Annotated in this window: 22 protein-coding genes and 2 pseudogenes; 15 read left to right on the top strand and 9 right to left on the bottom strand. The window is 71.6% G+C overall.

What is annotated here, in order from left to right; genetic code table 11:
- Positions 1–261 precede the first annotated feature (261 nt).
- Complete coding sequence (locus MKW14_RS21480; protein ID WP_240864629.1) at positions 262–492, top strand: SCO5555 family protein; 231 nt, start codon at positions 262–264, stop codon at positions 490–492.
- A 137-nt stretch (positions 493–629) separates the two neighbouring features.
- Positions 630–1,259 carry an HU family DNA-binding protein gene (locus tag MKW14_RS21485; protein ID WP_240864631.1) on the top strand — a complete coding sequence of 210 codons (630 nt, stop codon included), beginning with the start codon at positions 630–632 and terminating at the stop codon, positions 1,257–1,259.
- Between the two features lie 75 nt (positions 1,260–1,334).
- On the opposite strand, the gene MKW14_RS21490 is transcribed toward MKW14_RS21485, so the two are convergent.
- Both MKW14_RS21490 and cofC read right to left on the bottom strand, forming a co-directional pair.
- On the bottom strand, positions 1,335–1,538 hold the full coding sequence (locus MKW14_RS21490) for a hypothetical protein (RefSeq protein ID WP_240864633.1): 204 nt from the start codon (positions 1,536–1,538) through the stop codon (positions 1,335–1,337).
- A gap of 10 nt (positions 1,539–1,548) precedes the next feature.
- Positions 1,549–2,187, bottom strand: a complete 639-nt coding sequence (gene cofC, locus MKW14_RS21495) for a 2-phospho-L-lactate guanylyltransferase (protein WP_240864635.1) — start codon at positions 2,185–2,187, stop codon at positions 1,549–1,551.
- Positions 2,188–2,368: 181 nt separating this feature from the next.
- Here cofC and MKW14_RS21500 point away from each other — a divergent pair, with 181 nt between their 5' ends.
- The 3 genes from MKW14_RS21500 to MKW14_RS21510 are packed head-to-tail and all read left to right on the top strand — an operon-like array spanning position 2,369 to position 5,354.
- Positions 2,369–3,133 (top strand): lysophospholipid acyltransferase family protein, encoded by a 765-nt coding sequence (locus MKW14_RS21500; RefSeq protein WP_240864637.1) that lies wholly within the window; start codon positions 2,369–2,371, stop codon positions 3,131–3,133.
- A complete protein-coding gene (locus MKW14_RS21505; protein ID WP_133046757.1) occupies positions 3,130–4,140 on the top strand; it encodes an NAD(P)H-dependent glycerol-3-phosphate dehydrogenase in 1,011 nt (336 codons plus the stop codon). Before MKW14_RS21500 ends, MKW14_RS21505 begins: the two co-directional genes overlap by 4 nt.
- A gap of 59 nt (positions 4,141–4,199) precedes the next feature.
- A complete protein-coding gene (locus MKW14_RS21510) occupies positions 4,200–5,354 on the top strand; it encodes a D-alanine--D-alanine ligase family protein (protein WP_240864639.1) in 1,155 nt (384 codons plus the stop codon).
- A 70-nt stretch (positions 5,355–5,424) separates the two neighbouring features.
- On the opposite strand, the gene MKW14_RS21515 is transcribed toward MKW14_RS21510, so the two are convergent.
- Positions 5,425–5,907, bottom strand: a complete 483-nt coding sequence (locus MKW14_RS21515) for a DUF3515 domain-containing protein (RefSeq protein WP_240864640.1) — start codon at positions 5,905–5,907, stop codon at positions 5,425–5,427.
- 20 nt (positions 5,908–5,927) lie between these two features.
- On the bottom strand, positions 5,928–6,161 hold the full coding sequence (locus MKW14_RS21520; RefSeq protein ID WP_240864642.1) for an Lrp/AsnC family transcriptional regulator: 234 nt from the start codon (positions 6,159–6,161) through the stop codon (positions 5,928–5,930).
- Positions 6,162–6,367: 206 nt separating this feature from the next.
- Here MKW14_RS21520 and MKW14_RS21525 point away from each other — a divergent pair, with 206 nt between their 5' ends.
- The gene (locus MKW14_RS21525) at positions 6,368–7,333 is read left to right on the top strand and encodes a thiamine-phosphate kinase (protein ID WP_240864644.1); all 966 of its coding nucleotides are present in this window, start codon (positions 6,368–6,370) and stop codon (positions 7,331–7,333) included.
- Entirely contained in the window at positions 7,330–8,136 is an 807-nt protein-coding gene (gene thiD / locus MKW14_RS21530) for a bifunctional hydroxymethylpyrimidine kinase/phosphomethylpyrimidine kinase (RefSeq protein ID WP_240864646.1), read from the top strand. The genes MKW14_RS21525 and thiD overlap by 4 nt, the downstream gene beginning before the upstream one ends.
- Here the strand turns inward: thiD and MKW14_RS21535 are convergent.
- The 3 genes and pseudogenes from MKW14_RS21535 to rpmB all read right to left on the bottom strand — a co-directional run.
- Positions 8,111–8,470, bottom strand: a pseudogene (locus tag MKW14_RS21535) (FAD-dependent oxidoreductase); the annotation flags it as partial. The gene thiD and the pseudogene MKW14_RS21535 overlap by 26 nt on opposite strands.
- Entirely contained in the window at positions 8,361–9,257 is an 897-nt protein-coding gene (locus MKW14_RS21540; protein ID WP_374116584.1) for an AfsR/SARP family transcriptional regulator, read from the bottom strand. The gene MKW14_RS21540 and the pseudogene MKW14_RS21535, both read right to left, overlap by 110 nt.
- Positions 9,258–9,353: 96 nt before the next feature.
- Complete coding sequence (rpmB, locus tag MKW14_RS21545) at positions 9,354–9,539, bottom strand: 50S ribosomal protein L28 (protein ID WP_003993230.1); 186 nt, start codon at positions 9,537–9,539, stop codon at positions 9,354–9,356.
- A 251-nt stretch (positions 9,540–9,790) separates the two neighbouring features.
- On the opposite strand from rpmB, the gene MKW14_RS21550 reads away from it, so the two are divergent.
- Positions 9,791–11,572, top strand: a complete 1,782-nt coding sequence (locus tag MKW14_RS21550) for a DAK2 domain-containing protein (protein ID WP_240864649.1) — start codon at positions 9,791–9,793, stop codon at positions 11,570–11,572.
- Position 11,573: 1 nt separating this feature from the next.
- On the opposite strand, the gene MKW14_RS21555 is transcribed toward MKW14_RS21550, so the two are convergent.
- Both MKW14_RS21555 and MKW14_RS21560 read right to left on the bottom strand, forming a co-directional pair.
- Positions 11,574–14,771, bottom strand: coding sequence for a tetratricopeptide repeat protein (locus MKW14_RS21555; RefSeq protein ID WP_240864651.1), 3,198 nt, complete (start codon positions 14,769–14,771; stop codon positions 11,574–11,576).
- Complete coding sequence (locus MKW14_RS21560; RefSeq protein ID WP_240864653.1) at positions 14,771–16,654, bottom strand: HSP90 family protein; 1,884 nt, start codon at positions 16,652–16,654, stop codon at positions 14,771–14,773. Before MKW14_RS21560 ends, MKW14_RS21555 begins: the two co-directional genes overlap by 1 nt.
- Positions 16,655–16,820: 166 nt before the next feature.
- Here MKW14_RS21560 and MKW14_RS21565 point away from each other — a divergent pair, with 166 nt between their 5' ends.
- The 7 genes and pseudogenes from MKW14_RS21565 to rnc all read left to right on the top strand — a co-directional run bounded on the left by MKW14_RS21565 (position 16,821) and on the right by rnc (position 24,118).
- Positions 16,821–20,042, top strand: a complete 3,222-nt coding sequence (locus MKW14_RS21565) for a helicase-related protein (protein ID WP_240864656.1) — start codon at positions 16,821–16,823, stop codon at positions 20,040–20,042.
- Between the two features lie 32 nt (positions 20,043–20,074).
- Positions 20,075–20,665: pseudogene (gene rsmD, locus MKW14_RS21570) on the top strand (16S rRNA (guanine(966)-N(2))-methyltransferase RsmD); the annotation flags it as partial.
- Between the two features lie 26 nt (positions 20,666–20,691).
- Entirely contained in the window at positions 20,692–21,171 is a 480-nt protein-coding gene (gene coaD / locus MKW14_RS21575; protein ID WP_240864739.1) for a pantetheine-phosphate adenylyltransferase, read from the top strand.
- Positions 21,172–21,229: 58 nt separating this feature from the next.
- Positions 21,230–22,318 (top strand): F0F1 ATP synthase subunit B, encoded by a 1,089-nt coding sequence (locus MKW14_RS21580; RefSeq protein WP_240864661.1) that lies wholly within the window; start codon positions 21,230–21,232, stop codon positions 22,316–22,318.
- Positions 22,319–22,450: 132 nt separating this feature from the next.
- The gene (locus MKW14_RS21585) at positions 22,451–23,095 is read left to right on the top strand and encodes a YceD family protein (RefSeq protein WP_240864662.1); all 645 of its coding nucleotides are present in this window, start codon (positions 22,451–22,453) and stop codon (positions 23,093–23,095) included.
- 2 nt (positions 23,096–23,097) lie between these two features.
- Positions 23,098–23,271, top strand: a complete 174-nt coding sequence (gene rpmF, locus MKW14_RS21590) for a 50S ribosomal protein L32 (protein WP_003951102.1) — start codon at positions 23,098–23,100, stop codon at positions 23,269–23,271.
- A 7-nt stretch (positions 23,272–23,278) separates the two neighbouring features.
- Complete coding sequence (gene rnc, locus MKW14_RS21595; RefSeq protein ID WP_240864663.1) at positions 23,279–24,118, top strand: ribonuclease III; 840 nt, start codon at positions 23,279–23,281, stop codon at positions 24,116–24,118.
- Positions 24,119–24,149 lie beyond the last annotated feature (31 nt).

Consider the following 24,149-nt stretch of genomic DNA (forward strand, 5'->3'; position numbering starts at 1 on the left):
GGGCCCCCTCCGGAGCATCTGAACACGGCTGGTTTCAGCCACCCGGTACCCCCGATCAGCCCGATCGGGGGTACTGCCATGTCCGCACCCGATCAGCCCCGCGTGGCTCTTGGATTTCGTTCAACTTCCCACGTTAGAAAGGGTGTTGCCGGGGTACGCGAGGGTTGTAGCCGTGACTTCCCAAGACGCCCGGACGGCCGTTTGAGGTGGCAGTTGCCCCCTGGGCAGGCGACAACTCGCCCCAGATGGCACAATCTGTGCATGGAACACGACGGCCAACTCGAGCTCTATGCGGCGGTCGCGGACCAACTCAAGGAAGCGCACGCAAGAGTGCGCGCACTGCAAGTCCCGGAGGGCGTACGGATGGCGCTGACCCGGAAGCTGCTGGTCATTACGGCCGCGGCCAAGCACGATCTCGCCGACGCGGCAAGGCGTCTGGAGGCGTTCGGAGCGGACCTCGACGAGGGGCGAATCCCTGAAGAGGACCACTGATCGCAGCCGGGGCAGTCGAGTTCGTTGCGGCGCACGGGTGATTAGCCCGTTTCGTGTTTGATTTGCGGTATATATCTGCCTAACGTGCGAAAAAGCTTGAACACTTTCGTTCTGGCGATGTCTCCGAAGGGGAAGACGTGAACAAGGCGCAGCTCGTAGAAGCGATTGCCGACAAGCTGGGCGGCCGCCAGCAGGCCGCCGACGCTGTCGACGCGGTCCTGGACGCCATCGTCCGCGCGACGGTCGCGGGTGACCGGGTCTCGGTCACCGGCTTCGGCTCGTTCGAGAAGGTCGACCGTCCGGCCCGCTACGCCCGCAACCCCCAGACGGGCGAGCGGGTTCGGGTCAAGAAGACCTCCGTTCCGCGCTTCCGCGCGGGCCAGGGCTTCAAGGACCTGGTCAGCGGCTCGAAGAAGCTCCCCCGCGGCGGCGAGGTCGCCGTCAAGAAGGCGCCCAAGGGCAGCCTGACCGGCGGTGCTTCGACGACCGTGAAGAAGGCCGCGGCGAAGAAGGCGACCACGAAGTCGGCCGCCGCGAAGAAGACCACGGCGAAGAAGACGACGGCCAAGAAGACCGCGGCCACCGCCAAGAAGACCACCGCGAAGAAGACGACGGCCAAGAAGACCACGGGCGCCGCCAAGACCTCCGCGGCGAAGAAGACCACCGCCAAGAGCGCGACCGCCAAGAAGGCGCCGGCCAAGAAGGCCCCCGCCAAGAAGTCGGCCGCCCGCAGCACCGCCAAGAAGGCCACGGCCCGCACCAGGTAAGGGCACAGGGGCACTCACGCGCCGGGCCGGACTCCCCGTGGAGTCCGGCCCGCGGCGTGTTGTGGGACGGCCGGGTCAGAAGGTCTGCAGCGTCACCAGAGTGATGTGCGGGCCGTCCTCGGCTCCCTCGACCTCGATCCGCACCCGCTGACCGGGCCTGAGCAGCCTGAGTCCGCCCGCGTCGAACGCCTCGGCGTCGAACGGCACGGGGGTTCCGTCGTCGAGCAGCACACTGCCGCTGCGCGTCTCGGAGTCGTAGGTGTACGCGGTCGCCTGCATGCAGCGCAGCCTACTGTCCCGGGATCAGCAACCGCGCGGCCACGGCCGCCGTCCGGGGACCCACCCCGAGGGCCAGGGCGGCCCGCAGATCGTCGCCGGTGTCCACGTCCTGGCGCACCGAATCCACGTCGTCCAGCGCCAGTTCCACGGCACCGGACGCGCGATGCCGGGACCGGGAATCCGTACCGAATGCCGGCAGCAATTCCCGGCCGTAGGCAGCGGCCAGCAGAGTGGTGCCGATATTCGCGGCGTCCGGCAAGAATGCGCGCGGGAATTCCGCAGCCGCGTCGAGGACCCGGGCCAATTCCAGGGAACGCAGCGCCGGGAGGTCGGCGTTCAGGGCGGCAACCGGGGCGTCGGGCCGGTCGGCGCGCACGGCGGCCACCCCGTGCGCCAGGGCCGCGTTCAGCCCGCCGCGCGGCTCGTCGGTGACGACACGGGCGCCCAGCGCGGCCAGCTCGCGCCCGGCCAGGGCGTCGTCCGTGACGACCGCCACATCCTTCACCGCCGGGCAGGCCAGCGCCGCTGCCGCCGTGTCCTGGGCGAACGCGAGGGCGAGGCCCGGGCGCACCCCGTCGTGGGCGGTGTCCGAGAGTCTGCTCTTGGCCCGCGCCAGGGGCTTCACGGGTATGACCAACGTCCACTGCACGAGCGCTCCGTCCCTCTCTTGTCGCGGTCATTGTCACTCAGCCGTCACCTGGGCCATCTGGTGGTCCGGGTGTCGGGGCGTACGGTGTTCTCGACAGACCGGCGGCCTGGGGCGACACTTGTGCGGCCCCCCGGCCCATGTACCGGGCCGATGTCCTTGGCCCCTAGAGGAAGGTGCGCGCGTGCCCCGCCGCAGAATCGGCTTCTGGTACCGCTTCGCCGCGGTGCTCTGCAAACCGCCGCTGGTGGTTCTGATCAAGCGGGACTGGCGCGGAATGGAGCACATTCCGGCCGAGGGCGGATTTATCACCGCGGTGAACCACAATTCCCATGTGGACCCCTTCGCGTACGCGCACTACCAGTACAACACCGGACGGGTTCCGCGATTCCTGGCGAAGAGCGGGCTTTTCAGGAAGGGATTCGTCGGCGCCGCGATGCGCGGCACCGGACAGATCCCCGTCTACCGCGAGTCCACCGACGCGCTCAGCGCCTTCCGGGCCGCGGTCGACGCCGTGGAGCGCGGTGAGTGCGTGGTGTTCTACCCCGAGGGAACGATCACTCGCGACCCCGACGGCTGGCCCATGACCGCCAAGACCGGTGCCGCGCGTGTCGCGCTGCAGACCCGGTGCCCGGTCATCCCTATCGCCCAGTGGGGCGCCAACGAACTGCTGCCGCCGTACAGCAAGAAGGCCTACATCCTGCCGCGCAAGACCCACCACGTGCTCGCTGGCCCGCCCGTGGACCTCGCGCGGTTCTACGGCAAGGAGATGACCGCGGACGTCCTCAAGGAGGCCACCGAGGTCATCATGGCCGCCATCACCCGCCAGCTGGAGGAGATCCGCGGCGAGAAGGCGCCCGAGACGCCGTACGACCCGCGCCGCGAGCGCATCGAGCAGCGGCGCAGGACCCAGGCGCAGTCCGGTCACGAGGGGGAGACGAGCAAGTGAGCAGGCCCGTCAAGGCGGCGGTCTTCGGTACCGGTTCATGGGGCACCGCCTTCGGCGTGGTGCTCGCCGACGCGGGCTGCGAGGTGACCCTCTGGGGCCGCCGCGCCGAACTCGCCGAAGCGGTCAACTCCTCGCGCACGAACCCCGACTACCTCCCCGGAGTCGAGCTCCCGGAGAACCTCCGGGCGACCGCGGACGCGGCCGAGGCCGCGCGCGACGCCGACTTCACGATACTGGCGATCCCCTCCCAGACCCTGCGCGCCAACCTCGCCGACTGGGTCCCGCTGCTCGCCCCGGACACGGTTCTCGTCTCCCTCATGAAGGGCGTCGAACTCGGCTCCGCCATGCGGATGAGCGAGGTGATCGAGGACGTCGCCAAGGTCGGCGCGGACCGTGTCGCCGTCGTCACCGGGCCCAACCTCGCCCGGGAGATCGCCGCCCGGATGCCGGCCGCGGCCGTGGTCGCCTGCACCGACGAGGCGGTGGCCCAGCGGCTCCAGGCGGCCTGCCACACGCCGTACTTCCGGCCGTACACGAACACCGACGTGGTCGGCTGCGAACTGGGCGGCGCGGTCAAGAACGTCATCGGGCTCGCGGTCGGCATCGCGGACGGCATGGGGCTCGGCGACAACGCCAAGGGCTCGCTCATCACCCGCGGCCTCGCCGAGACCACGCGGCTCGGGGTCGCGCTGGGCGCCGACCCGCTGACCTTCTCCGGACTCGCCGGACTGGGCGACCTGGTGGCCACCTGCTCCTCGCCGCTGTCCCGCAACCACACCTTCGGCACCAACCTCGGCAAGGGCATGACCCTGGAGGAGACCATCGCGGTCACCAAGCAGACCGCGGAGGGCGTCAAGTCCTGCGAGTCGGTGGCGGATCTGGCCCGCCGGCACGGCGTGGAGATGCCGATCACGGAGACGGTCGTCGACATCGTGCACGAAGGCAAGCCGCCCGTCGTGGCGTTGAAGGAACTCATGTCGCGCAGCGCGAAGCCGGAACGACACTGAGCGACCCCCCGGAGCGCACGCTGTCTCAGGGCACTACCAACGGGTACTCTCAACGCGATATGAGCACCGAGAACCTTCCCCAGAGCCCTGAGCAGCCGCCTCGCAAGCCGCGCGTGGCCGTCGTGTTCGGCGGGCGCAGCTCCGAACACGGGATCTCCGTGGTCACCGCCGGCGCCGTCCTCAAGGCCATCGACCGGACGAAGTACGACGTCCTGCCGATCGGCATCACGCGGGAAGGCCGCTGGGCCCTGACCGCCGACGAGCCGGACCGCATGGCGATCACCGACCGCCGTACCCCGGAGGTCGAGGACGTGGCCGAGTCGGGCGAGGGCGGCGTGGTGCTCCCGCTCGACCCCGGCAACCGCGAAGTCGTCGTCAGCGAGCCCGGTTCGGTGCCCAAGGCGCTCGGCGAGGTCGACGTGGTCTTCCCCGTCCTGCACGGCCCGTACGGCGAGGACGGCACCCTGCAGGGCCTGCTGGAGCTCTCCGGCGTCCCGTACGTGGGCGCGGGCGTGCTCGCCTCGGCCGTCGGCCAGGACAAGGAGTACATGAAGCGGGTGTTCACCTCCTTCGGGCTGCAGGTCGGCCCGTACGTGGTGATCCGGCCCCGGGAGTGGGAGCGGGACGAGTCCGCTGCCCGCAGGAAGATCGTGGACTTCGCCGGCGAGCACGGCTGGCCGCTGTTCGTGAAGCCCGCGCGCGCGGGTTCGTCGATCGGCATCACCAAGGTCGACGACCTGTCCGGCCTGGACGAGGCGATCGCGGAGGCCCAGCGCCACGACCCGAAGATCCTGGTCGAGGCGGCCGTGGTGGGCCGCGAGATCGAGTGCGGGGTGCTGGAGTTCGAGGACGGTCCGCGAGCCTCCGTCCCCGCGGAGATCCCGCCGCCGGACGCGCACGCGTACTACGACTTCGAGGCCAAGTACATCGACTCGACCCCGGGCATCGTGCCGGCGCCCCTGACGCCGGAGGAGACGGCCGAGGTCCAGCGCCTGGCGGTGGAGGCCTTCGAGGCGGCCTCCTGCGAGGGACTGGTGCGCGCGGACTTCTTCCTCACCGACGAGGGCTTCGTCATCAACGAGATCAACACCCTGCCCGGTTTCACGCCGATCTCGATGTACCCGCAGATGTGGCAGGCCAGCGGCATCGGCTACCCGGAACTGGTGGACCGGCTCATCCAGGCGGCCCTGCGCAGGTCGACCGGCCTTCGCTAGCCGGTCGCGGTCAGTCGGTCGCGGTCAGTCGGTCGCGGTCAGTCGGTCGCGGTCGGTCAGTCGGTCGCAGTCAGTCGGCGATCCCTTCGGGGATCGCCTTCTTTATCGCCGGGGCCAGGTCGACGAGCGGGGACATGCCGTCTCCCGTGCGGTCCTTGGGGATGGTGACCTCGACATACGCCCTGCGTAGGGTCGTGGTGAACCGGAACGAACCGTCGCCCTGCTTCTCCAGCAGCCAGCCCACCCCGTTCACCTCGACCCCGTCGGCCTCCGGATCGCTCATCTTCGCGGGCCGTCCGACACCGCAGCGCAGTATGATCGCCGGGTTCCCCCAGCCCGCGGTCAGCGCGGACGCGGGCTCGGGATCCCGGCGATCCTGTCCGTCCACCTCGGCCGGCAGCACCTTGTCCAGCTTCTGGCACAGCCCGGTCACCGTCGCACCCGGCGAGGGAACCGCGGCCCTGGCACTGTCGTCTGCCGAGGAGCAGCCCGCGAGCGTGATCAGCAGGGCGAGCACGGGCAGGCCGACGAGCCGGTGACGGAAGAAGTTCACCGGCCAAGGGTAGACGGGGGCTACAGATGGACGACCGGGCAGGTCAGGGTGCGGGTGATGCCGTCCACCTGCTGGACCTTCGCGACCACCATGCGGCCCAGGTCGTCCACGGTGTCGGCCTGCGCCCGCACGATCACGTCATAGGGTCCTGTCACGTCCTCGGCCTGGATCACCCCAGGAATCTTGCTGATCGTCTCGGCGACGGTCGACGCTTTGCCGACGTCCGTCTGGATCAGGATGTACGCCTGTACCACGGAACCTCCAGGGCGGCCACGAGGATCATGTGGGGAAAAGGAACGCCACGGTATCGCGTCGCCGCGCGCCGCGGGGAGACCCGCGGAGGCCGTGGCTCACGCGCCGGGGTGCGGTCACGACACAGGTTGACGGACACCTCGACCGTATCGAGGACACTGATGACGCGCGACCGGGAACGGCAAGGGACAGAAGGGGAGCAAGGGAAATGAAGGGCACTGTTGGTGAGCTCGGGGAGTTCGGGCTCATCAGGGAGCTCACCTCCCGTCTCACCACCACCCCGGCGGTCCGGGTCGGCCCCGGCGACGACGCCGCGGTGGTCGCCGCGCCCGACCGACGGGTGGTGGCCTCGACCGACATCCTGCTGGAGGGCCGGCACTTCCGCCGCGACTGGTCCACGGCGTACGACGTGGGCCGCAAGGCCGCCGCGCAGAACCTCGCGGACATCGCCGCCATGGGCGCCGTGCCGACCGCGCTGCTGCTCGGCCTGGTCGTGCCCGCCGAGCTGCCGGTGACCTGGCCGAGCGAGCTGATGGACGGCATCCGCGACGAGTGCCAGGTCGCGGGCGCCTCCGTGGTCGGCGGCGATGTCGTACGCGGCGACACGATCATGGTGTCGATCACCGCGCTCGGCGATCTGCGCAACCACGAGCCCATCACCCGGGGCGGCGCCCAGCCCGGCGACCTCGTCGCGGTCACCGGCTGGCTGGGCTGGTCGGCGGCCGGGTACGCGGTGCTCTCCCGCGGCTTCCGCTCGCCGCGCGCCTTCGTGGAGGCGCATCGGCGCCCCGAGCCGCCGTACCACGCGGGCCCGGCGGCCGCGGGGCTCGGCGCGACCGCGATGTGCGACGTCAGCGACGGGCTGATCGCCGACCTCGGGCACATCGCCGAGGCCAGCAAGGTGCGCATCGACATCCGCTCCGGCGCGATCGACATCCCCTCGCAGATGAACGACATCGGGCAGGCCGTCGGTGTCGATCCCATGCAGTGGGTGCTGACCGGGGGAGAGGACCACGCGATCGTGGCCACCTTCCCGTCCGACGTGAAGCTCCCGGCGCGCTGGAAGGTGATCGGGGAGGTCCTCAACCCCTCGGCGCTGCCCCAGGTGACGGTGGACGGGGCGCCGTGGACGAGCAAGGGCGGCTGGGACCACTTCGGGGACATCGAGTCATGAGCGCCCCGCCCCGGGTGCTGACGGTCGCCGGGTCGGACTCCGGCGGAGGCGCCGGGATCCAGGCCGACCTGAAGACGATGCTCGCGCTCGGCGTGCACGGCATGAGCGTCGTCACGGCCGTCACCGCGCAGAACTCCCTTGGGGTGCAGGGCGCCTGGGAGTTGCCGGTGGAGGCGGTGCGGGCGCAGTACCGGAGCGTGGTCGACGACATCGGCGTACAGGCCGTCAAGACCGGGATGCTGTCCTCGGCCGAACTCGTCGAGGCCGTCGCCGAGCTGATCGCCGGGACGGACGCCCCGGCGGTCGTCGACCCGGTGGGCGTCTCCAAGCACGGGGACCCGCTGCTGGCCGCGTCCGCGCTCGCGTCCGTACGCGAGCGGCTCCTGCCGGTCGCGACCGTGGCGACCCCGAACCTCGACGAGGTCGCCCAACTCACCGGTGTGCGCGTCGAGTCGGAGGGACAGCTGAAGGAGGCCGCGGCGGCCGTGCTGTCGTACGGACCGCGATGGGTGCTCGTCAAGGGCGGTCATCTGCCCGGGGACGCCGTGGACCTGCTCACCGACGGCACCGAGGAGCACTGGCTGCGCGCGCCCCGGCACGACAACCGGCACACGCACGGCACGGGCTGCACCCTCGCCTCCGCGATCGCGTCGCAGCTCGCGAAGGGGCGGACCGTGCCGGAGGCGGTGGCCGCCGCCAAGGAGTACGTCACCGGGGCCGTCGCCGCCGGCTTCGCGCTCGGCGGCGGGATCGGACCCGTGGACCACGCCTGGGCGCTCAGAACGGGTACTCCCTCAGCTTGATGTCCGTGGCCGCCTTCTCGGTCAACCGCTTGAAGAAGCGGGCCAGCGGACGGGAGGCGAGGATCCGGTACATCCGGTCCCGGCTGCGGATGCGGCGCTCGGTCGCCGGGGCGAAGAACGGGCCCGCGTTCCCGGAGATCTTCTGGCAGCCCTTGGCGAAGTCCCGGATCCGGGTCTCGTACTCCGCGAAGGCGGTGCGGAAGTCGCCGTCCGCGAGGGCGAGTTCACCGGCCAGCACGTACGCGCCGACGATCGCCACGCCCGTGCCCATGCCGCCCATGGTCGCCTCGTACCCGGCGTCGCCGAGCAGCACCACGCGCCCTTTGGTGAGGCGCGAGTTCGGGCTCGCGGCCGACGAAACGGGTGAGCTGGACCGGGAGGCGGCGGCGCTCGGGCTCGGCGCCCTGGAGCAGCTCCAGGTGCAGCGCGGACAGCTCCGGCGACGGGCCGGCGCCCAGCTCGTCCACGAGGGTGCGCCGGGCCTCCTCGTACACCGTCAGCGCCTCCGCGGGCCGTCCGCCCGTGTGCAGGGCCCGCATCTGCTGCCCGTACAGCCGCTCGCTCAGCGGGTGGTCCCGCAGCAGCGCCCGTAGCTCAGGCACGAGCTCGGGGCCGCCGCCGAGCCCCAGGTCCGCCTCGATCCGGTCCTGTACCGCGGCCAGCCGCAGCTCGTCGAACCGGGCACGCTCCGCGTGCGCGGACGGCAGGTCGGGCAGCGCGGGCCCGCGCCACAGCGCGAGCGCCTCCCGCAGCCGGGCCGCCGCGCCCTCGTGGTCGCCGTCGGCGAGGGCGGCCCGCCCTTCCCCGGTCAGCCGCTCGAAGCGGTGTGCGTCGACGGACTCGGGCGGTACGGCGACCCGGTAACCCGCCGGCACCGCCTCGACGTCCGTGTGCGGGGCCAGGCGGCGGCGCAGCCGGGAGATCTGGGACTGCAGCGCGTTGGCGGCCCCGGCGGGTGGCTGGGCGCCGTACAGGCCGTCCGTGAGCCGCTGCGTGGAGACGGGGCGGCCGGTGTTCAGGAGCAGCAGGGTGAGCAGGGCGCGGGGGCGGGGGCCGCCGGGGTCGACGGGGGTGCCGTCGTCGGTGCGTACCTCCAGGGGGCCCAGGATGCCGAAGCGCATGGGTACAGCTTGTCAGGGCACAGCAAAAAGCCGGTCCACACGAGGTGGACCGGCTCAGTGCAGCGAACCAGCGGTGGCCGCGCGCTTAGCTGTGCGTCAGCGCGAGACCTTGCCGGCCTTGATGCACGAGGTGCAAGCGTTCACGCGCTTCGGCGTCCCGCCGACCACGGTACGGACGCGCTGGATGTTCGGGTTCCAGCGACGGGACGTACGGCGGTGCGAGTGCGAGATGTTGTTGCCGAAGCCCGGCCCCTTGCCGCAGACGTCGCAGTTGGCAGCCACGGGTCACTCCAAAGACTTCAGATGCACTTACGGTTGGATCCCGGCATGCCGGGATCGCGATCGCAGGATCAGATCTGAGTGGCGTTGCCAGGGGAATGGCCCGACCTGGATCGGGCAACCGGAGCAGCATACAACGACTGCGCCAGTACAACGAAACTACCATGCCTGCTCACACCCCCGGCCCCGGCCCTCTTCCGGCAGCGACCGTCCCTGGGTCTACGCTGCGTCCAGTCCAGCTCAGGGAGGCGCAGGTGGCGCGGGTGCCGCAGACATTCCTCGATGCTCTCGCGGTGCGCACCTGGTGCGGTCTCGCCCTGGAGGCGCTGGGACGCGCGCGCGAGGAGATCGACGCGATCAACGTCTACCCCGTGGCCGACGGGGACACCGGCACCAATCTGTATCTGACCATGGAGTCCGCCGCGGCCGCGGTCGAGGCCGTCTTCGCCGGTCACGAGGCAGGCGCGGACGCCGGGAAGCCGACCCTGGCGGAGGCCGTGCGCGCGATGGCGCACGGGGCGCTGATCGGCGCCCGGGGCAACTCCGGGACCATCCTCGCGCAGCTGCTGCGGGGCATGGCGCAGGTGCTCGCCGAGGACGGTGAGGCACCTCACACCGACGGCGGCGGGCTGCGGCTCGCCCTGCGGCACGCGGCCGACTCGGCCCGGCAGGCCGTCGCGCACCCCATGGAGGGCACGGTCCTGTCGGTCGCCTCGGCCGCCGCCGACGCGGCCGGGGGCGATATCGAGGGTGACTGCGGGTCGGTCGCCCGGGCCGCCCACGCGGGCGCGTGCACCGCGCTGGCGGCGACACCGGGCCAGCTGGCGGTCCTGGGCCGCGCGGGCGTGGTCGACGCCGGCGGACGAGGCCTGGTGGCGGTGCTGGGCGCGCTGGTGGAGACGTTCACGGGGCAGACGCCGGGAGCGGTGCCGGTGCCGGGCGGCGAGGGGTACGGGCGTGCGGACGCGGGAGCCGCGCACGCGCGTGCGGACTTCGACGCGACGCACGCGCGCGTGGACCTCGTCTCCGATGCGCTCCACGCGCGCGCGGAAATCGTTTCGGGTGTCTCCGGGACCGAGGTCGAGGAGTGCGCCGACCTGGTGGCGGACGCCGGACCCGCCTTCGAGGTGATCTACCTCCTGGAGGCAGAGGACGCGGCCGTGACGCGGCTGCGGGACCGGCTCGACGCGCTCGGGGACTCCCTCGTCGTGGTCGGCGGCGACGGGCTGTGGAACGTCCACGTGCACGTGGACGACGCGGGCGCCGCGGTGGAGGCGGGCGTCGAGGCCGGGCGGCCGTACCGGATCCGGATCACCCACTTCGGGGCCGGTGACGTGCACACCACCGGGGCCGAGCGGCCGCCCCGGGAGCGGGTGCAACGTGCCGTGGTGGCCGTCGTGCCCGGCGAGGGCCTGGCCGGGCTGTACGCGGAGGCCGGCGCGACCCCCGTGCTCGCCCGCCCCGGGGAGCCGCCCGCGAGCGGGGAGCTGGTGAACGCCGTACGGCGTGCCCACGCGCGTGAGGTCGTGCTGCTGCCCAACGACGCCGATCTGCGGCACACCGCGGCCGCGGCGGCCGAGCAGGCCCGCGCGGAGGGCATCCGGGTCGCCCTCATCCCCACCCGGTCCGCGGTCCAGGGCATCGCGGCGCTCGCCGTGCACGAACCCGAGCGCCGCTTCGACGAGGACGTGGTGTCGATGACCTCGGCGGCCGGCGCGACCCGCTACGCCGAGGTCGCCGTCGCCGAGCGCCAGTCCTGGACCATGGCCGGCATCTGCCAGGCCGGCGACGTCCTCGGGCTCATCGACGGGGACGTGGCGGTGATCGGCACCGATGTCACCGCCACGGCCGAGACCGTCCTGGACCGCATGCTCCAGGCCGGCGGCGAACTCGTCACCCTCGTCCTGGGCGACGAGGCCCCGGAGTCCGTCGCCGGCCGCCTGGAGGCACGCGTGCGTGAGTCCTATCTCGCCGTCGACACGGTGGTCTACCGCGGCGGCCGCCAGGGCGCGCTGCTCCTGATCGGCGTGGAGTGACCTAGCGGGCCTGCTCCTCCGTCACCTGCAGCAACTGGCCGGCCTCCGCGCGGCGGTCCCTGACCGTCTCGTCCTCGGTGCCTGCTCCGTCGTAGGCCGCGAGCACGGCACGCGCGCGAGCAGCCGCGTGGGCCGGGCGGCCGAGGTCGGCCTCCAGCCAGCCCGCGGCGAGTTCGGCGCCGGTACGGCTGTGCAGGGCGTCCTCGTCCTCCAGCGAGGCGAACACCGCGACCGCCTCGCCGACCTGGGCCAGGGCGTCCTCCAGCGTGGCCCGGATCGCGTCGTCGTCGGCGTCCTCGGCGGCGGAACGGGCCAGCAGATCCCCGAACTGGCGGTGCGTGTGGCCCAGTTCGGCGACCAGACCCACCCGCGCCTCCTCGTCGGCCTCGTCGGCGCCGAGCACCCGCTCGCACTCCCCGACGGCGGCCGACATCAACTCCCGTGCCGCGTCCGCCCCGTCGTCCGCGCGCAGCGCGAGCCACGCACGCGCGCGCAGGGAGCGGACCAGGCCGTGGACGTTGCCGAGCGAGCGCCACAGCTCGCCCGCGCGCGCGTACGCCTGATCGGCCTCGGTAGGCAGTCCCGCGGCCCCGAGGGACTCGGCGGCGAGATGGGCGAGCGTGGCGTGGTCGTGCTGCTCGGGCCAGTGCCGGGCGATCTCGGCGGCCCGCAGCCGCCGTTCGGCCGCCTCCCGGTGCTCCCCGAGCTCGCTCAGGCAGTCGCCGAGCCACCACTGCGCCTGGACGACCGCGCCGTCGCCGTGGGTCTCGACGGTCAGGTCGGGCAGCGCGGACTCCAGTACCTCCGCGGCCTCGGCGAATCGTCCCTGCCGCAGCAGGAAGCCGCCCAGCTGATGCCGGGCCCAGGCACCGAGCGTGGGCCCCTCGCCCGCCTCGTCGGCCCAGTGCGCGGCCTCCAGGGCGTGCTCGGCGGCCTCCACGGCCAGCCCCCGGCCGCCGACGACCTCCGCGAGCTGGAGATGCAGCTGGGCCCGCCCGACCGCCTCCAGCTGCGCCCCGCCGTGCTCCAGGGCCGCCCGCAGCGCCCGCTCCGTTCCGGCGATGTCGCCCAGGTGGTGCGACAGCCCCGCGAGCCGGGCCTCGTACTCGACCGCGAACCACGGCAGCCCGGCCGCCACGAACCCGTCCGAGGCCCGCGTGAACAGCTCCACGGCCCCCTCCGGATCCCCGCCCTGCAACGCCAGCTCCGCGAGCATGGCCAGCCCCTCTGCCTCCCGAGCGGCGATCCGCACGTCGTCCCCGGCATACCCCCCGACCAGCGCGAGCAACTCCCGCACGGCACCCTCGGCCTCGGCGAGCACGAGGTCCGCCGACGGGGCCCCCGAGACGGCCGCGTCCGCAGCCGGTCCCCCCGGGAGCACGGTGTCCGAAGCCGGGCCGTCGGCCGCGGTCAGCCCGCCGTGTGAGGTTGCGCCGACCTCGTTCGTCCCCGCCCCGCCGTCGTCCCGCTGGTTCATCACTGCGCCGGAAGCGCCGTCGGCTTCGGGCAGTGCCGCGCCGGCCTCGTCCACCGGGTGCCGCTCGGTGTCGGTGACGTTCAGCCCGGCGTCGGTCCCTTCCGCCCCGTTCACCCCCGCCCCCTTCTCGGCCGCCTCCTGCACGCGGCGCATCAGCACCCGTGCCCGGCCCATCAGGACCGACGCCGTCTGCCTCAGGCCCGTGGACTCTTCGGCGTACAGGGTGAGGACCTGGTCGTAGGGGTCGGCGACGGCGGCCACCGCCTCGTCGGTCCGGCCGGTGAGAGCGCGTATGTAGGCCGCACGCGTGCGTGCCGCCAGTGACTCGCCCGCGTCGCCCGCCTCGGCGTACAGCTCGGCGGCCCGTTCGAAGAGCTCCGCGCCCTCGGGACCCCGGCCCATCGCCTCGTGGTCCACGATCTCCGCGCGGTCGCGGACGTCCAGGTCGACGCCCTCGGCGGCCCGGGACACCGCCGCCCACGCCTCGACCGCGTTCGGCCGCAGGGTCTCCGACAGGCGCCGCGCCTCGGTCAGCAGGGCGGCCAGGTCCCGCTCCTCCCCGGGAGACACGGCGGCCGGCGTCGGCGCCGGGGGAGCGGACGCCGGGCGGACCGCGCGGACGCCGAGCGGCAGCCGGTCCACCAGCGGGCGCTGCGCCATACGCGCGCGTACCCGCTCACCGACATGGACGGTCCCGTTGCGCTCGTCGAAGCGCGCCGCCAGGGCCAGGGCCGCGGTACGCGCGTGCGTGGCGAGCTCGCCGGACGTCCAGGCGCGTCCGGCCGGCCCGGGCACCTCACGGTCCGCGAGCCCCATCTCGACGAGCCGGTCCATGAGCAGGGTCACCACGCTCAGGAAGTCCAGCCGGCTGCGCGGCTGCCCGGTGTCCGTGAAGTACGCGGGCCGCTCCGCCAGCAGCTCCAGACCCCGCGCCTCGTTCCCGGTCAGCGCGCAGAACTCGACATGGTCGGCGTACGCGCCCCGCATGCTCTCCATGGGCCGCACCAGCCGGAAGCCCCGCAGATGGTTGGCGCGCGCCTCATCCGCGCGGCCCAGCCGCAGCAACGGCACCAGCGAGGACGCGAGCACCGTGTGCGGCTCGTGCGCGCACGTGAACTCGCCCTCCAGGACCGGCCGCCACAGCAGCAGCGCCTCCGCGTCCCGGCCCCGCTCCGCCTGCCACCAGCCCTGCCCGTGCAGCTCGCAGGCATGGCAGTCGGCCATGCTGTCGCGCTCCGCCGCGAGCCAGGCGGTGTACGCCCGCTCCGCGCGCGGGAGGTCACCGACATGCGCGGCCACGCTGAACTCGGCCCCGCGCACGGCCCGTTCGGAGTGCCCGGCGAGCCGGTAGCGGTGCTCCATCTCGCCGAGCCACTTCTCGATCGAGGCGAGCGGGACGTGCGGCTGGTCGAGCATGCCGGACGACATCCACTTGAAGACCCAGTGCAGCGAGTGCGTCTCGTACTCGTCGAAGTCCTCGGGCCGCTCGTCCCACATGCGCAGCAGACGCGCGAAGGGGACGAACATCTTGTCCTTCTCGGAGCTGTAGTTGTAGACCTTCAGCTGGTGCCCGAGCGCCTCGATGACGGCGAGCGGGATGCCCAGCCCCTCCGCCTCGGCGAGCAGTTGCTCCGCGCGCGCGTTGCGCGCCGGCCCCTCCGGCCGTTCGGAGTTCTCCGCCATCGCCCGGCGCAGGGAGTCGAAGTCCGTGATCCCAGCCATCAGCGGCCGTCCTCCCCGTTCGCGGACTCTCCGTCTGCGGACTCTCCGTATGCGGAGTCTCCATGGGTGGCCCATTCCAGCAGGCCGATGAACGCCCGGTTCAGCAGGGCGGTGTCCGCGGGCCTCAGCGGCCGCTGCGCCATCAGCAGGGCCTGCCCGTACAAGGACTCCGTGGCCGTGCCGATCAGTTCCGCGTCGCCCAGCGAACTGATCCTGCGGACCAGGGGGTTGAGATGGTTGAGCACCAGACGCGCGCGAGGAGCGCTGCCGCGCAGCGAACCGAGGATGCCCGCCCACAGGTCGTCGGCCTGCTCCTCGGCGTCCGCGCGGGCCTGTTCATGCCGGGCGGAGCGGTCGTCGAGGTGGAGGGCGGGGACCGAGACGGGGTGGAAGGCGCGCAGTACTATGTCACATTGCACCGCGTCCAGCCGGGTCCGCGCCGCCGCCAGGAACTCCGACAGCGCCAGCTCCTCCGCCGCGTCCACGGCGTCCAGATGCGCCGTCACGGTGTCCGCGTCCAGCTCCGCGACCACCGTCCCCGGCCGCACCGACGGCAACGCCTCGACCAGTTCGCTGTCGTACGTGTAACCGCCGTTGATCACCCCGATGCCCTGCGCGGCGGCGATCGGCGCGACCTGCCGGTACTCCTCCACCGTCCGCGTGAAGTGCACCACCCGGTGCCGTTGCGCGAACTCCTCCAGCGACAGCCGTCCGTCGGTCGTCTCGAACGGCAGCCACGGCAGCATCGTCCGCAGCATCTCCCGGTCGTGCCGCGCCAGGGACTTCACGCCCAGGTGGTGCACCGACAGGAAGGCCGCCAGCCGCTCCGGATCACCGGCCGCGAGCCCGGTCAGCCAGGCCCGGATCCGTTCGCCGAGCGCCTCCCGCACGGCCGCCAGCGTCTCGTCCTCGTACAGCGACTCGCGCGAGGCCGTGGGCCGCAGACTGTCCGTGTCGAGCACGCAGCGCACGAAGAACGCCCAGTCCGGCAGCAGCTGTTCGGCCCGCTCGGTCAGCAGCATGCCCTTGAGGTGCACCCGGTGCGTGGCCCGCTGCGCCGGACTGACCGCCGACGGCAGCACATACGCCACCCCCCGGATCCCGGCGAGCGGCACGTCCAGCTCGATCGAGTCCAGCGGGGTGAACCCGAACAGCTCGTGGCAGTGGCGCGCGAGGGCCACCCTGCGGGTGGCGGGGGAGGGGTGGGGGCGGTCCCAGGGCGCGGGCAGGTCCGTGACCGCCTCCTCGCCCACCCGGACGTCGTACGGCAGCAGCGAACCGAAGTCCCGCGCCAGCGTGAGCACCCGCTCGGGCGACAGCCACTCCCCGGCCCCCGCCCGCGCCACCAGGTGCACGGTGGTGCCCGGTTCGGGCCGCGCCGCGTCGGGCAGCGTGCGCACGGTGTAGGAGCCGTCGTCGCTCGCCGTCCACTCCACGGGCGCCGCGTCCGGGGTACGGGCGCTGCGGCTGACGACCCTGATCCGCTCGGCCACCACGAAGCAGGCCAGCAGCCCGATGCCGAACTGCCCGAGGAAGTCCGAGCGGACCTCCTGTATCCCGCCGACGATCCCCTCGGAGCGCTTGGAACTGCGCCCGATGGTGGCCAGCAGACTGTGCACGTCCGCCTCGGTGAGCCCGATGCCGGAGTCCTCCACCCGCAGCGCGCCCGCCTCCGCGTACAGCCGCACCCGCGCCGGGGCGTCGGGCTGCTCGGCGCGCCGGGCGGTGATGGCGTCCACGGCGTTCTGCAGCAGCTCGCGCAGATAGACCCGCGGACTGGAGTAGAGGTGATGGGAGAGCAGGTCCACCAGTCCACGCAGGTCGACCTGGAACGTATGGGGTGGCTGGGACGGCTGGGATGACTGTGAGGTCTGGGAGTCCATCGTCGCGGCGCCGGTGGGGGGACTGCGCGTCGGCGCGGGGTCGGGCGGTCCCGATGGGGCGGTGACCGCGGGGGATGGCCGGAGCGCGCCATCCTAGAGCCGGAACGAGCCGTCTGACCAGGGGTTTCGACAGACGTATACGGCGATGTCAGTGACGTGGTGTGCAATGGATCTCGTGCCCGCACTGGAAGAACCACTGAAGAAGGTGCTCGGACCACCCACCGCGAAGGTGATGGCCGAGTCCCTCGGCCTGCACACCGTCGGCGACCTCCTGCACCACTACCCGCGCAGATACGAGGAGCGCGGCCAGCTCACCCACCTCGCCGACCTGCCGATGGACGAGCACGTCACGGTGGTCGCCATGGTCGCCGACGCCCGGCTGCACACCTTCGCCTCCGCGCGGGCCCCCCGCGGCAAGGGCCAGCGCCTGGAGGTGACGATCACCGACGGCAGCGGCCGGCTCCAACTGGTCTTCTTCGGCAACGGCGTCCACAAGCCCCACAAGGAACTGCTGCCGGGCACCCGCGCGATGTTCGCCGGCAAGGTCTCCCTCTTCAACCGCCGCCTGCAACTGGCCCATCCGGCATACGAGTTGCTGCGCGGCGACAGCGAGGAGACGGTCGAGACCTGGGCCGGCGCACTGATCCCCATCTACCCCGCCACCGCCAAGCTGGAGTCCTGGAAGATCGGCAAGGCGATCCAGACGGTGCTGCCCAGCGCCCAGGAAGCCCTGGACCCCCTGCCCGCCACCCTCCGCGGGGGGCGCGGCCTGGTCACCCTGCCCGAAGCCCTCCTCAAGATCCACCAGCCCCACACCAAGGCCGACATCGCCGACGCCCGCTCCCGCCTCAAGTGGGACGAGGCCTTCGTCCTCCAGGTCGCCCTGGCCCGCCGCCGGCACGCCGACGCCCAACTCCCCGCCGTCGCCCGCAAACCCAAGCCCGACGGCCTCCTCACGGCCTTCGACGACCGCCTCCCCTTCACCCTCACCGAGGGCCAGCGGAAGGTCTCGAAGGAGATCTTCGACGACCTGGCGACGGACCATCCGATGCACCGATTGCTGCAGGGGGAAGTGGGATCGGGCAAGGCCCAGCCGCTCGACTCGCTTGTCCTCACGCCTACCGGTTTCCGCCGTATGGGGGACATGAGGGTGGGTGACGAGATCGTCGTGCCCGACGGGGAGATCGCGCTGATCGACGGCGTCTTTCCGCAGGGCGAGCGCGATGTCTGGCGTCTGGTCCTCTCGGACGGCAGCTCCGTCGAGTGCGATGACGAACATCTGTGGATCGTCGGCACGAGTTGCGGCTGGCACCGTGGTCAGGCCCCCAAGGTCATGACGACTCGCGAGATTCGGCTGGACACCTTCAAGGCCAACGGATCGTCGAAGTGGTACCTCCCGGCCGCCACCCCCGTCGATCTCGGAGACGACTGTGGGCTGCCTCTCGATCCGTACCTGTTCGGCCTTCTTCTGGGAGACGGCTCCTTCCGGCACAACCTGCGGCTGTCCACGATCGACGCCGAGATCCGTGATGCGGTGGAGGCCGCCGTGGCACCGGACTGTCGACTGGTGCCGGTGAGCGGTTCCCGCTGCAACTACACGATCCAGTTGACCCGCCGCGCGGGCGGTGTGCGCAATCCGGTGATCCAGGCCGTACGGGACCTGGACCTCTGGGGAGTGTCGGCGCACGGCAAGTTCGTTCCCGAGGAGTTCAAGAACACGTCGATCAAAAACCGTCTCGCCGTGCTGCAAGGGCTCATGGACACGGACGGAATTGTCGACAAGGCGGGCCTGAGCATCTCGTTCTGCTCCGCTTCACGGAGGCTTGCGGAAGACGTCGCGTGGCTGGTCCGTTCCTTGGGCGGCAGGGCGCGAGTCCTGCCGAAGCGTGCCGCGTTCAACGTCTTCGTTTCCCTGCCGGACGAGTACGCCCCGTTCAGGCTGCGGCGCAAGGCCGAACGGGTAGGTCCCCGCCCGAAATACAACACGTTTCGACGGGGTATTCGGGCGGTCGAGTATGTGGGACGTAAGCCCGTCCAGTGCATCAGCGTCGCGCACCCCAGCCACGCCTACGTCACCGACAACTTCACCGTGACCCACAACACCATGGTGGCCCTGCGCGCCATGCTCGCCACCGTCGACGCCGGTGGGCAGGCCGCCATGCTCGCGCCCACCGAGGTGCTGGCCCAGCAGCACCACCGTTCCGTCGTGGAGATGATGGGCGAGCTGGCCGAGGGCGGGATGCTGGGCGGCTCCGAGCACGCCACCAAGGTGGTGCTGCTGACCGGCTCCATGGGCACGGCGGCCCGCCGCCAGGCGATGCTCGACCTGGCCACCGGCGAGGCCGGCATCGTGATCGGCACGCACGCGCTGATCGAGGACAGGGTCCAGTTCCACGACCTGGGCCTGGTCGTCGTCGACGAACAGCACCGCTTCGGCGTCGAGCAGCGCGACGCCCTGCGCGGCAAGGGCAAGCAGCCCCCGCACCTCCTCGTCATGACGGCCACCCCCATCCCGCGCACGGTCGCCATGACGGTCTTCGGCGACCTGGAGACCTCGGTCCTCGACCAGCTCCCCGCCGGCCGCTCACCCATCGCCTCCCACGTCGTCCCCGCCGCGGACAAGCCCCACTTCCTCGCCCGCGCCTGGGAGCGGGTCCGCGAGGAGGTCGGCAAGGGCCACCAGGCGTACGTCGTCTGCCCCCGCATCGGCGACGAGGAGGACGACCCGAAGAAGTCCGCGAAGAAGAAGTCACCCGAGGACGAGGCGGAGAAGCGCCCGCCGCTCGCGGTCCTGGACGTCGCGGACCAGCTGGCGAAGGGGCCGCTGCACGGCCTGCGCGTGGAGGTCCTGCACGGACGGATGCACCCCGACGACAAGGACGCGGTCATGCGCCGCTTCGCCGCCGGCGACACCGACGTCCTGGTCGCCACCACCGTCATCGAGGTCGGTGTCAACGTCCCCAACGCCACCGCGATGGTCATCATGGACGCCGACCGTTTCGGCGTCTCCCAGCTCCACCAGCTGCGCGGCCGGGTGGGCCGGGGCTCCGCCCCCGGCCTCTGCCTGCTGGTCACCGAGATGCCGGAGGCGAGCGCGGCCCGCCAGCGGCTGAACGCGGTGGCGTCGACCCTGGACGGCTTCGAGCTCTCCCGCATCGACCTGGAACAGCGCCGCGAGGGCGACGTCCTGGGCCAGGCCCAGTCGGGCGCCCGCACCAGCCTGCGGGTCCTGGCCGTCATCGAGGACGAGGAGGTCATCGCGGAGGCGAGGGAGGAGGCGGCGGCGGTCGTGGCGGCGGACCCGGAGCTCACCGACCTCCCGGCGCTGCGGACGGCGCTGGACGCCCTCCTGGACGAGGAGAGGGAGCAGTACCTGGAAAAGGGCTGAGAATGAACCTGTAGCCGCCCACAACCGAGGAATCGAAGATGACCCGCGTGATCGCCGGCGCAGCCGGCGGCCGTCGACTGGCAGTCCCACCCGGCAACGGCACCCGTCCCACTTCCGACCGCGCACGCGAGGGCCTCCTCTCCACCTGGCAGTCCCTCCTCGGCGGCCCCCTGGACGGTGAACGAGTCCTCGACCTCTACGCCGGTTCGGGCGCGGTCGGCCTGGAAGCTCTCTCCCGCGGCGCCGGCCACACCCTCCTCGTCGAGGCGGACGCCAGAGCGGCCCGCGTCATCCGGGAGAACGTCAGAGCCCTCGGCCTCCCGGGCGCCGAGGTCAGGGCGGGCAAGGCCGAGCAGATCATCCAGTCGGCGCCGACGGCCCCGTACGACCTGGTCTTCCTCGACCCCCCGTACCGAGTCACAGATCACGATCTTCGAGAGATTCTCCTCACACTCCGTACCCAAGGCTGGCTCGCGCCGGAGGCGATCGTCACCGTGGAGCGCAGCACCAGAGGCGGAGAGTTCACGTGGCCGCAGGGCTACGAGGCGGTCAAGGCCCGTCGCTACGGCGAGGGAACGTTTTGGTACGGTCGCGCCGCCTCTACGTGCGAAGACGCACGATGACCGGACCGGAGAGCGAGGGATCACAAGTGCGCCGCGCCGTCTGTCCCGGGTCGTTCGACCCCATCACCAACGGACACCTCGACATCATTTCCCGCGCCTCCCGTCTGTACGACGAGGTCTATGTCGCGGTCATGATCAACAAGTCCAAGAAGGGCCTGTTCGAGATCGACGAGCGGATCGACCTGATCCGCCAGGTCACCGCCGAGTACGGCAACGTGAAGGTCGAGGCCTTCCACGGACTCCTCGTCGACTACTGCAAGCAGCGCGACATCCCGGCCATCGTCAAGGGCCTGCGCGCCGTCAGCGACTTCGACTACGAGCTGCAGATGGCCCAGATGAACAACGGCCTGTCCGGCGTGGAGACGCTCTTCGTGCCGACGAACCCCACCTACAGCTTCCTCTCCTCCTCCCTCGTCAAGGAGGTCGCGACCTGGGGAGGCGACGTCTCCCACCTCGTGCCGCCCACCGTCCTCGAAGCCCTGAACGAGCGTCTCCGCCAGGACTGATGGGGCTACAGTCGTCCCGTCCGTCTCCAACACATCGGTAGAGAGTGGCGAGCACACGGTGGACGTGCAGAAGAAGCTCGACGAGATCGTCGCGGCGGTCTCCAGCGCCCGGTCGATGCCCATGTCGGCGTCGTGCGTGGTCAACCGCGCGGAACTGCTCGCGATGCTCGAAGAGGTCCGCGCGGCCCTGCCCGACTCCCTGGCCCAGGCGCAGGAACTGATCGGCGGCCGCGAGGAGATGGTCGAGCAGGCCCGCCAGGAGGCCGAGCGGATCATCCAGGGCGCGCACGCCGAGCGCGGCTCGCTGATCTCCGACACCGAGATCGCCCGCCGCTCCCAGGACGAGGCCGACCGCATCCTGAGCGAGGCCCGCCGGGAGGCGGAGGAGGTCCGCGCCGAGGCCGACGACTACGTCGACTCCAAGCTCGCCAACTTCGAGGTCGTCCTCACCAAGACCCTCGGCTCTGTGGGCCGCGGCCGCGAGAAGCTGCTGGGCACCGGTCCGGGCCTGGACGAGCAGGGCTACGAGGACGAGGACGCCCCCGAGCGCAGCCACGACCCGGAGACCCTGCGCAAGGACGCCGACGCCTACGTGGACGTCAAGCTGGGCGCCTTCGAGGCGGTCCTGGCCAAGACCCTGGATGCGGTCGGCAAGGGACGCGCCAAGCTGCACGGCCGTATCGCAACCGACGACCTCGGCGCCCTCGCCGACGACACCACGTCCTTCCAGCACTCCAGCGACGCCGACTACCTGGCCGACCTCGCCGCGCTGGCCCAGCAGGACACCCCGGCCGAGCAGCAACAGCCGCAGCCCCAGCAGTACGACCAGCAGCCGGCCTACGGCTACCAGCAGACCGACACCTACGCCGCCGCCGGCTACGAGCAGCAGACCTACGGCCAGCAGGACGCGTACGGCTACCAGCAGGCCGACCCCTACTCCCCCACCTCCGGCTACGCTCCGGCGGGAGGTGCCCCCTTCCAGGGCTACGACGCCCAGCAGGGCACGTACGACACGAACCAGGCCCAGCAGCCGCACCAGACACACCAGGCGCACCAGTCGTACGCCCTCGACGAGACCAGCCTCTTCGACACCGGCATGATCACGCCGGAACAGCTGAGGGCCTACGAGCAGGGTCGCGGCCAGTAACGGACCACCGGATTGGGCCGTGAGCGAAAGGTCCAGTATCCTGGCTCTTCGGTCGCGCGTACGTCCGCGATCAACGCTGCCCGGGGACACCGCAGGGCGGCGTCCCTCTGAGTTCAGAAGATCGAAAGCAGGATGGCTCCCAACGCTCGCCTCGACCACCGCAACCCCCTCGTGTTCGACACGCACGAGCTGGGTCGCCGTCCCGGTGCGCTGCAGCGGCTGTCCCGAACGGTCGACGCTCCCAAGGACCTCGGTATCCAGGGAGTCGTCGGAGTGCCGGAAGGCGCCCCGGTGGAGCTCGAACTCCGGCTCGAGTCGGTCATGGAAGGGGTGCTTGTCACAGGCACCGCCCGTGCACAGGCCGAGGGGGAGTGCGTAAGGTGTCTGGAGCCGCTTCAGCTCGACGTGGAAGCGGACTTCCAGGAGATGTTCTCGTACCCTGACGCCGACGACCGGGGCCGCCCCAAGGCGGAGCCGGCCGACGACGCCGAGGAAGACGAGGACAGGCTCTTCATCGAGGACGGCCTGTTCGACCTCGAGCCCGTGCTGCGTGATGCGGTGGTGCTCGCACTGCCGATGCAGCCGGTGTGCCAGGAAGACTGCCCGGGTCTGTGCTCCGAGTGCGGAGCGCGGCTGGCGGACGACCCGGACCACCACCATGACGCCGTCGACATCCGTTGGGCGGCACTGCAGGGACTCGCCGAAACCATGACGGACGGCGAGAAGGACGAGATGAGCGGCGCCGAAGCGGGCGTCGACGAGAAGCAGGAGAAGTAGCCGTGGCTGTTCCGAAGCGGAAGATGTCGCGCAGCAACACGCGCCACCGCCGGTCGCAGTGGAAGGCTGCGGTCCCCACCCTGGTTGCGTGCGAGCGCTGCCACGAGCCCAAGCAGCAGCACATCGCGTGCCCGTCTTGCGGCACCTACAACAAGCGCCAGGTCCTCGAGGTCTGAGCGGCTGGTGAGAGGCACCGTGTCCACTGCCAAGAAGGCGGATGACGCCAAGGCGGACCCGTCCGCCAAGAAGAATGCGGACAACACGGCCTCGTCCCACACGCTTCTGGAAGGGCGGCTCGGGTACAAGCTCGAGTCCGCCCTTCTGGTGCGTGCGCTGACCCACCGTTCCTACGCGTACGAGAACGGCGGTCTGCCGACCAACGAGCGGCTGGAGTTCCTCGGGGACTCCGTGCTCGGCCTCGTGGTCACGGACACGCTGTACAACACCCACCCCGACCTGCCCGAGGGCCAACTGGCCAAGCTGCGGGCCGCGGTGGTCAACTCGCGTGCGCTGGCGGAGGTCGGTCGCGGTCTGGAACTCGGCTCCTTCATCCGGCTGGGCCGGGGCGAAGAGGGCACGGGCGGCCGGGACAAGGCGTCCATCCTCGCCGACACCCTGGAAGCGGTGATCGGCGCGGTCTATCTCGACCAGGGCCTCGACGCGGCCTCCGAACTGGTGCACCGCCTGTTCGACCCGCTGATCGAGAAGTCCTCGAACCTCGGAGCCGGCCTGGACTGGAAGACCAGCCTCCAGGAGCTCACCGCGACCGAGGGGCTCGGTGTCCCCGAGTACCTGGTCACGGAGACCGGCCCCGACCACGAGAAGACCTTCACTGCTGCCGCCCGCGTCGGAGGCGTCTCGTACGGCACCGGCACCGGCCGCAGCAAGAAGGAGGCGGAGCAGCAGGCCGCCGAGTCCGCCTGGCGGTCCATCCGGGCCGCCGCGGACGAGCGCGCCGCGAAGGCGGCGGCCGAGAAGGCCGCCCTGGACGGCGACGAAGGCCCGACGTCCGTCTCCGCCTGACGAACAGCGCGTCCCGAGCGCCTGTCCCGCA

The organism is Streptomyces gilvus (assembly GCF_022513565.1).
Taxonomy (GTDB): Bacteria; Actinomycetota; Actinomycetes; order Streptomycetales; family Streptomycetaceae; genus Streptomyces; species Streptomyces gilvus.

Excerpts from the sequence above, each read along its gene's own strand:
- thiD (WP_240864646.1), top strand. The coding sequence starts at position 7,330 with ATGAGCGCCCCGCCCCGGGTGCTGACGGTCGCCGGGTCGGACTCCGGC.
- MKW14_RS21555 (WP_240864651.1), bottom strand. The coding sequence starts at position 14,771 with ATGGCTGGGATCACGGACTTCGACTCCCTGCGCCGGGCGATGGCGGAG.
- MKW14_RS21480 (WP_240864629.1), top strand. The coding sequence starts at position 262 with ATGGAACACGACGGCCAACTCGAGCTCTATGCGGCGGTCGCGGACCAA.
- MKW14_RS21490 (WP_240864633.1), bottom strand. The coding sequence starts at position 1,538 with ATGCAGGCGACCGCGTACACCTACGACTCCGAGACGCGCAGCGGCAGT.
- MKW14_RS21585 (WP_240864662.1), top strand. The coding sequence starts at position 22,451 with ATGGCTCCCAACGCTCGCCTCGACCACCGCAACCCCCTCGTGTTCGAC.
- MKW14_RS21565 (WP_240864656.1), top strand. The coding sequence starts at position 16,821 with ATGGATCTCGTGCCCGCACTGGAAGAACCACTGAAGAAGGTGCTCGGA.
- MKW14_RS21525 (WP_240864644.1), top strand. The coding sequence starts at position 6,368 with ATGAAGGGCACTGTTGGTGAGCTCGGGGAGTTCGGGCTCATCAGGGAG.
- MKW14_RS21560 (WP_240864653.1), bottom strand. The coding sequence starts at position 16,654 with ATGGACTCCCAGACCTCACAGTCATCCCAGCCGTCCCAGCCACCCCAT.
- MKW14_RS21540 (WP_374116584.1), bottom strand. The coding sequence starts at position 9,257 with ATGCGCTTCGGCATCCTGGGCCCCCTGGAGGTACGCACCGACGACGGC.
- MKW14_RS21510 (WP_240864639.1), top strand. The coding sequence starts at position 4,200 with ATGAGCACCGAGAACCTTCCCCAGAGCCCTGAGCAGCCGCCTCGCAAG.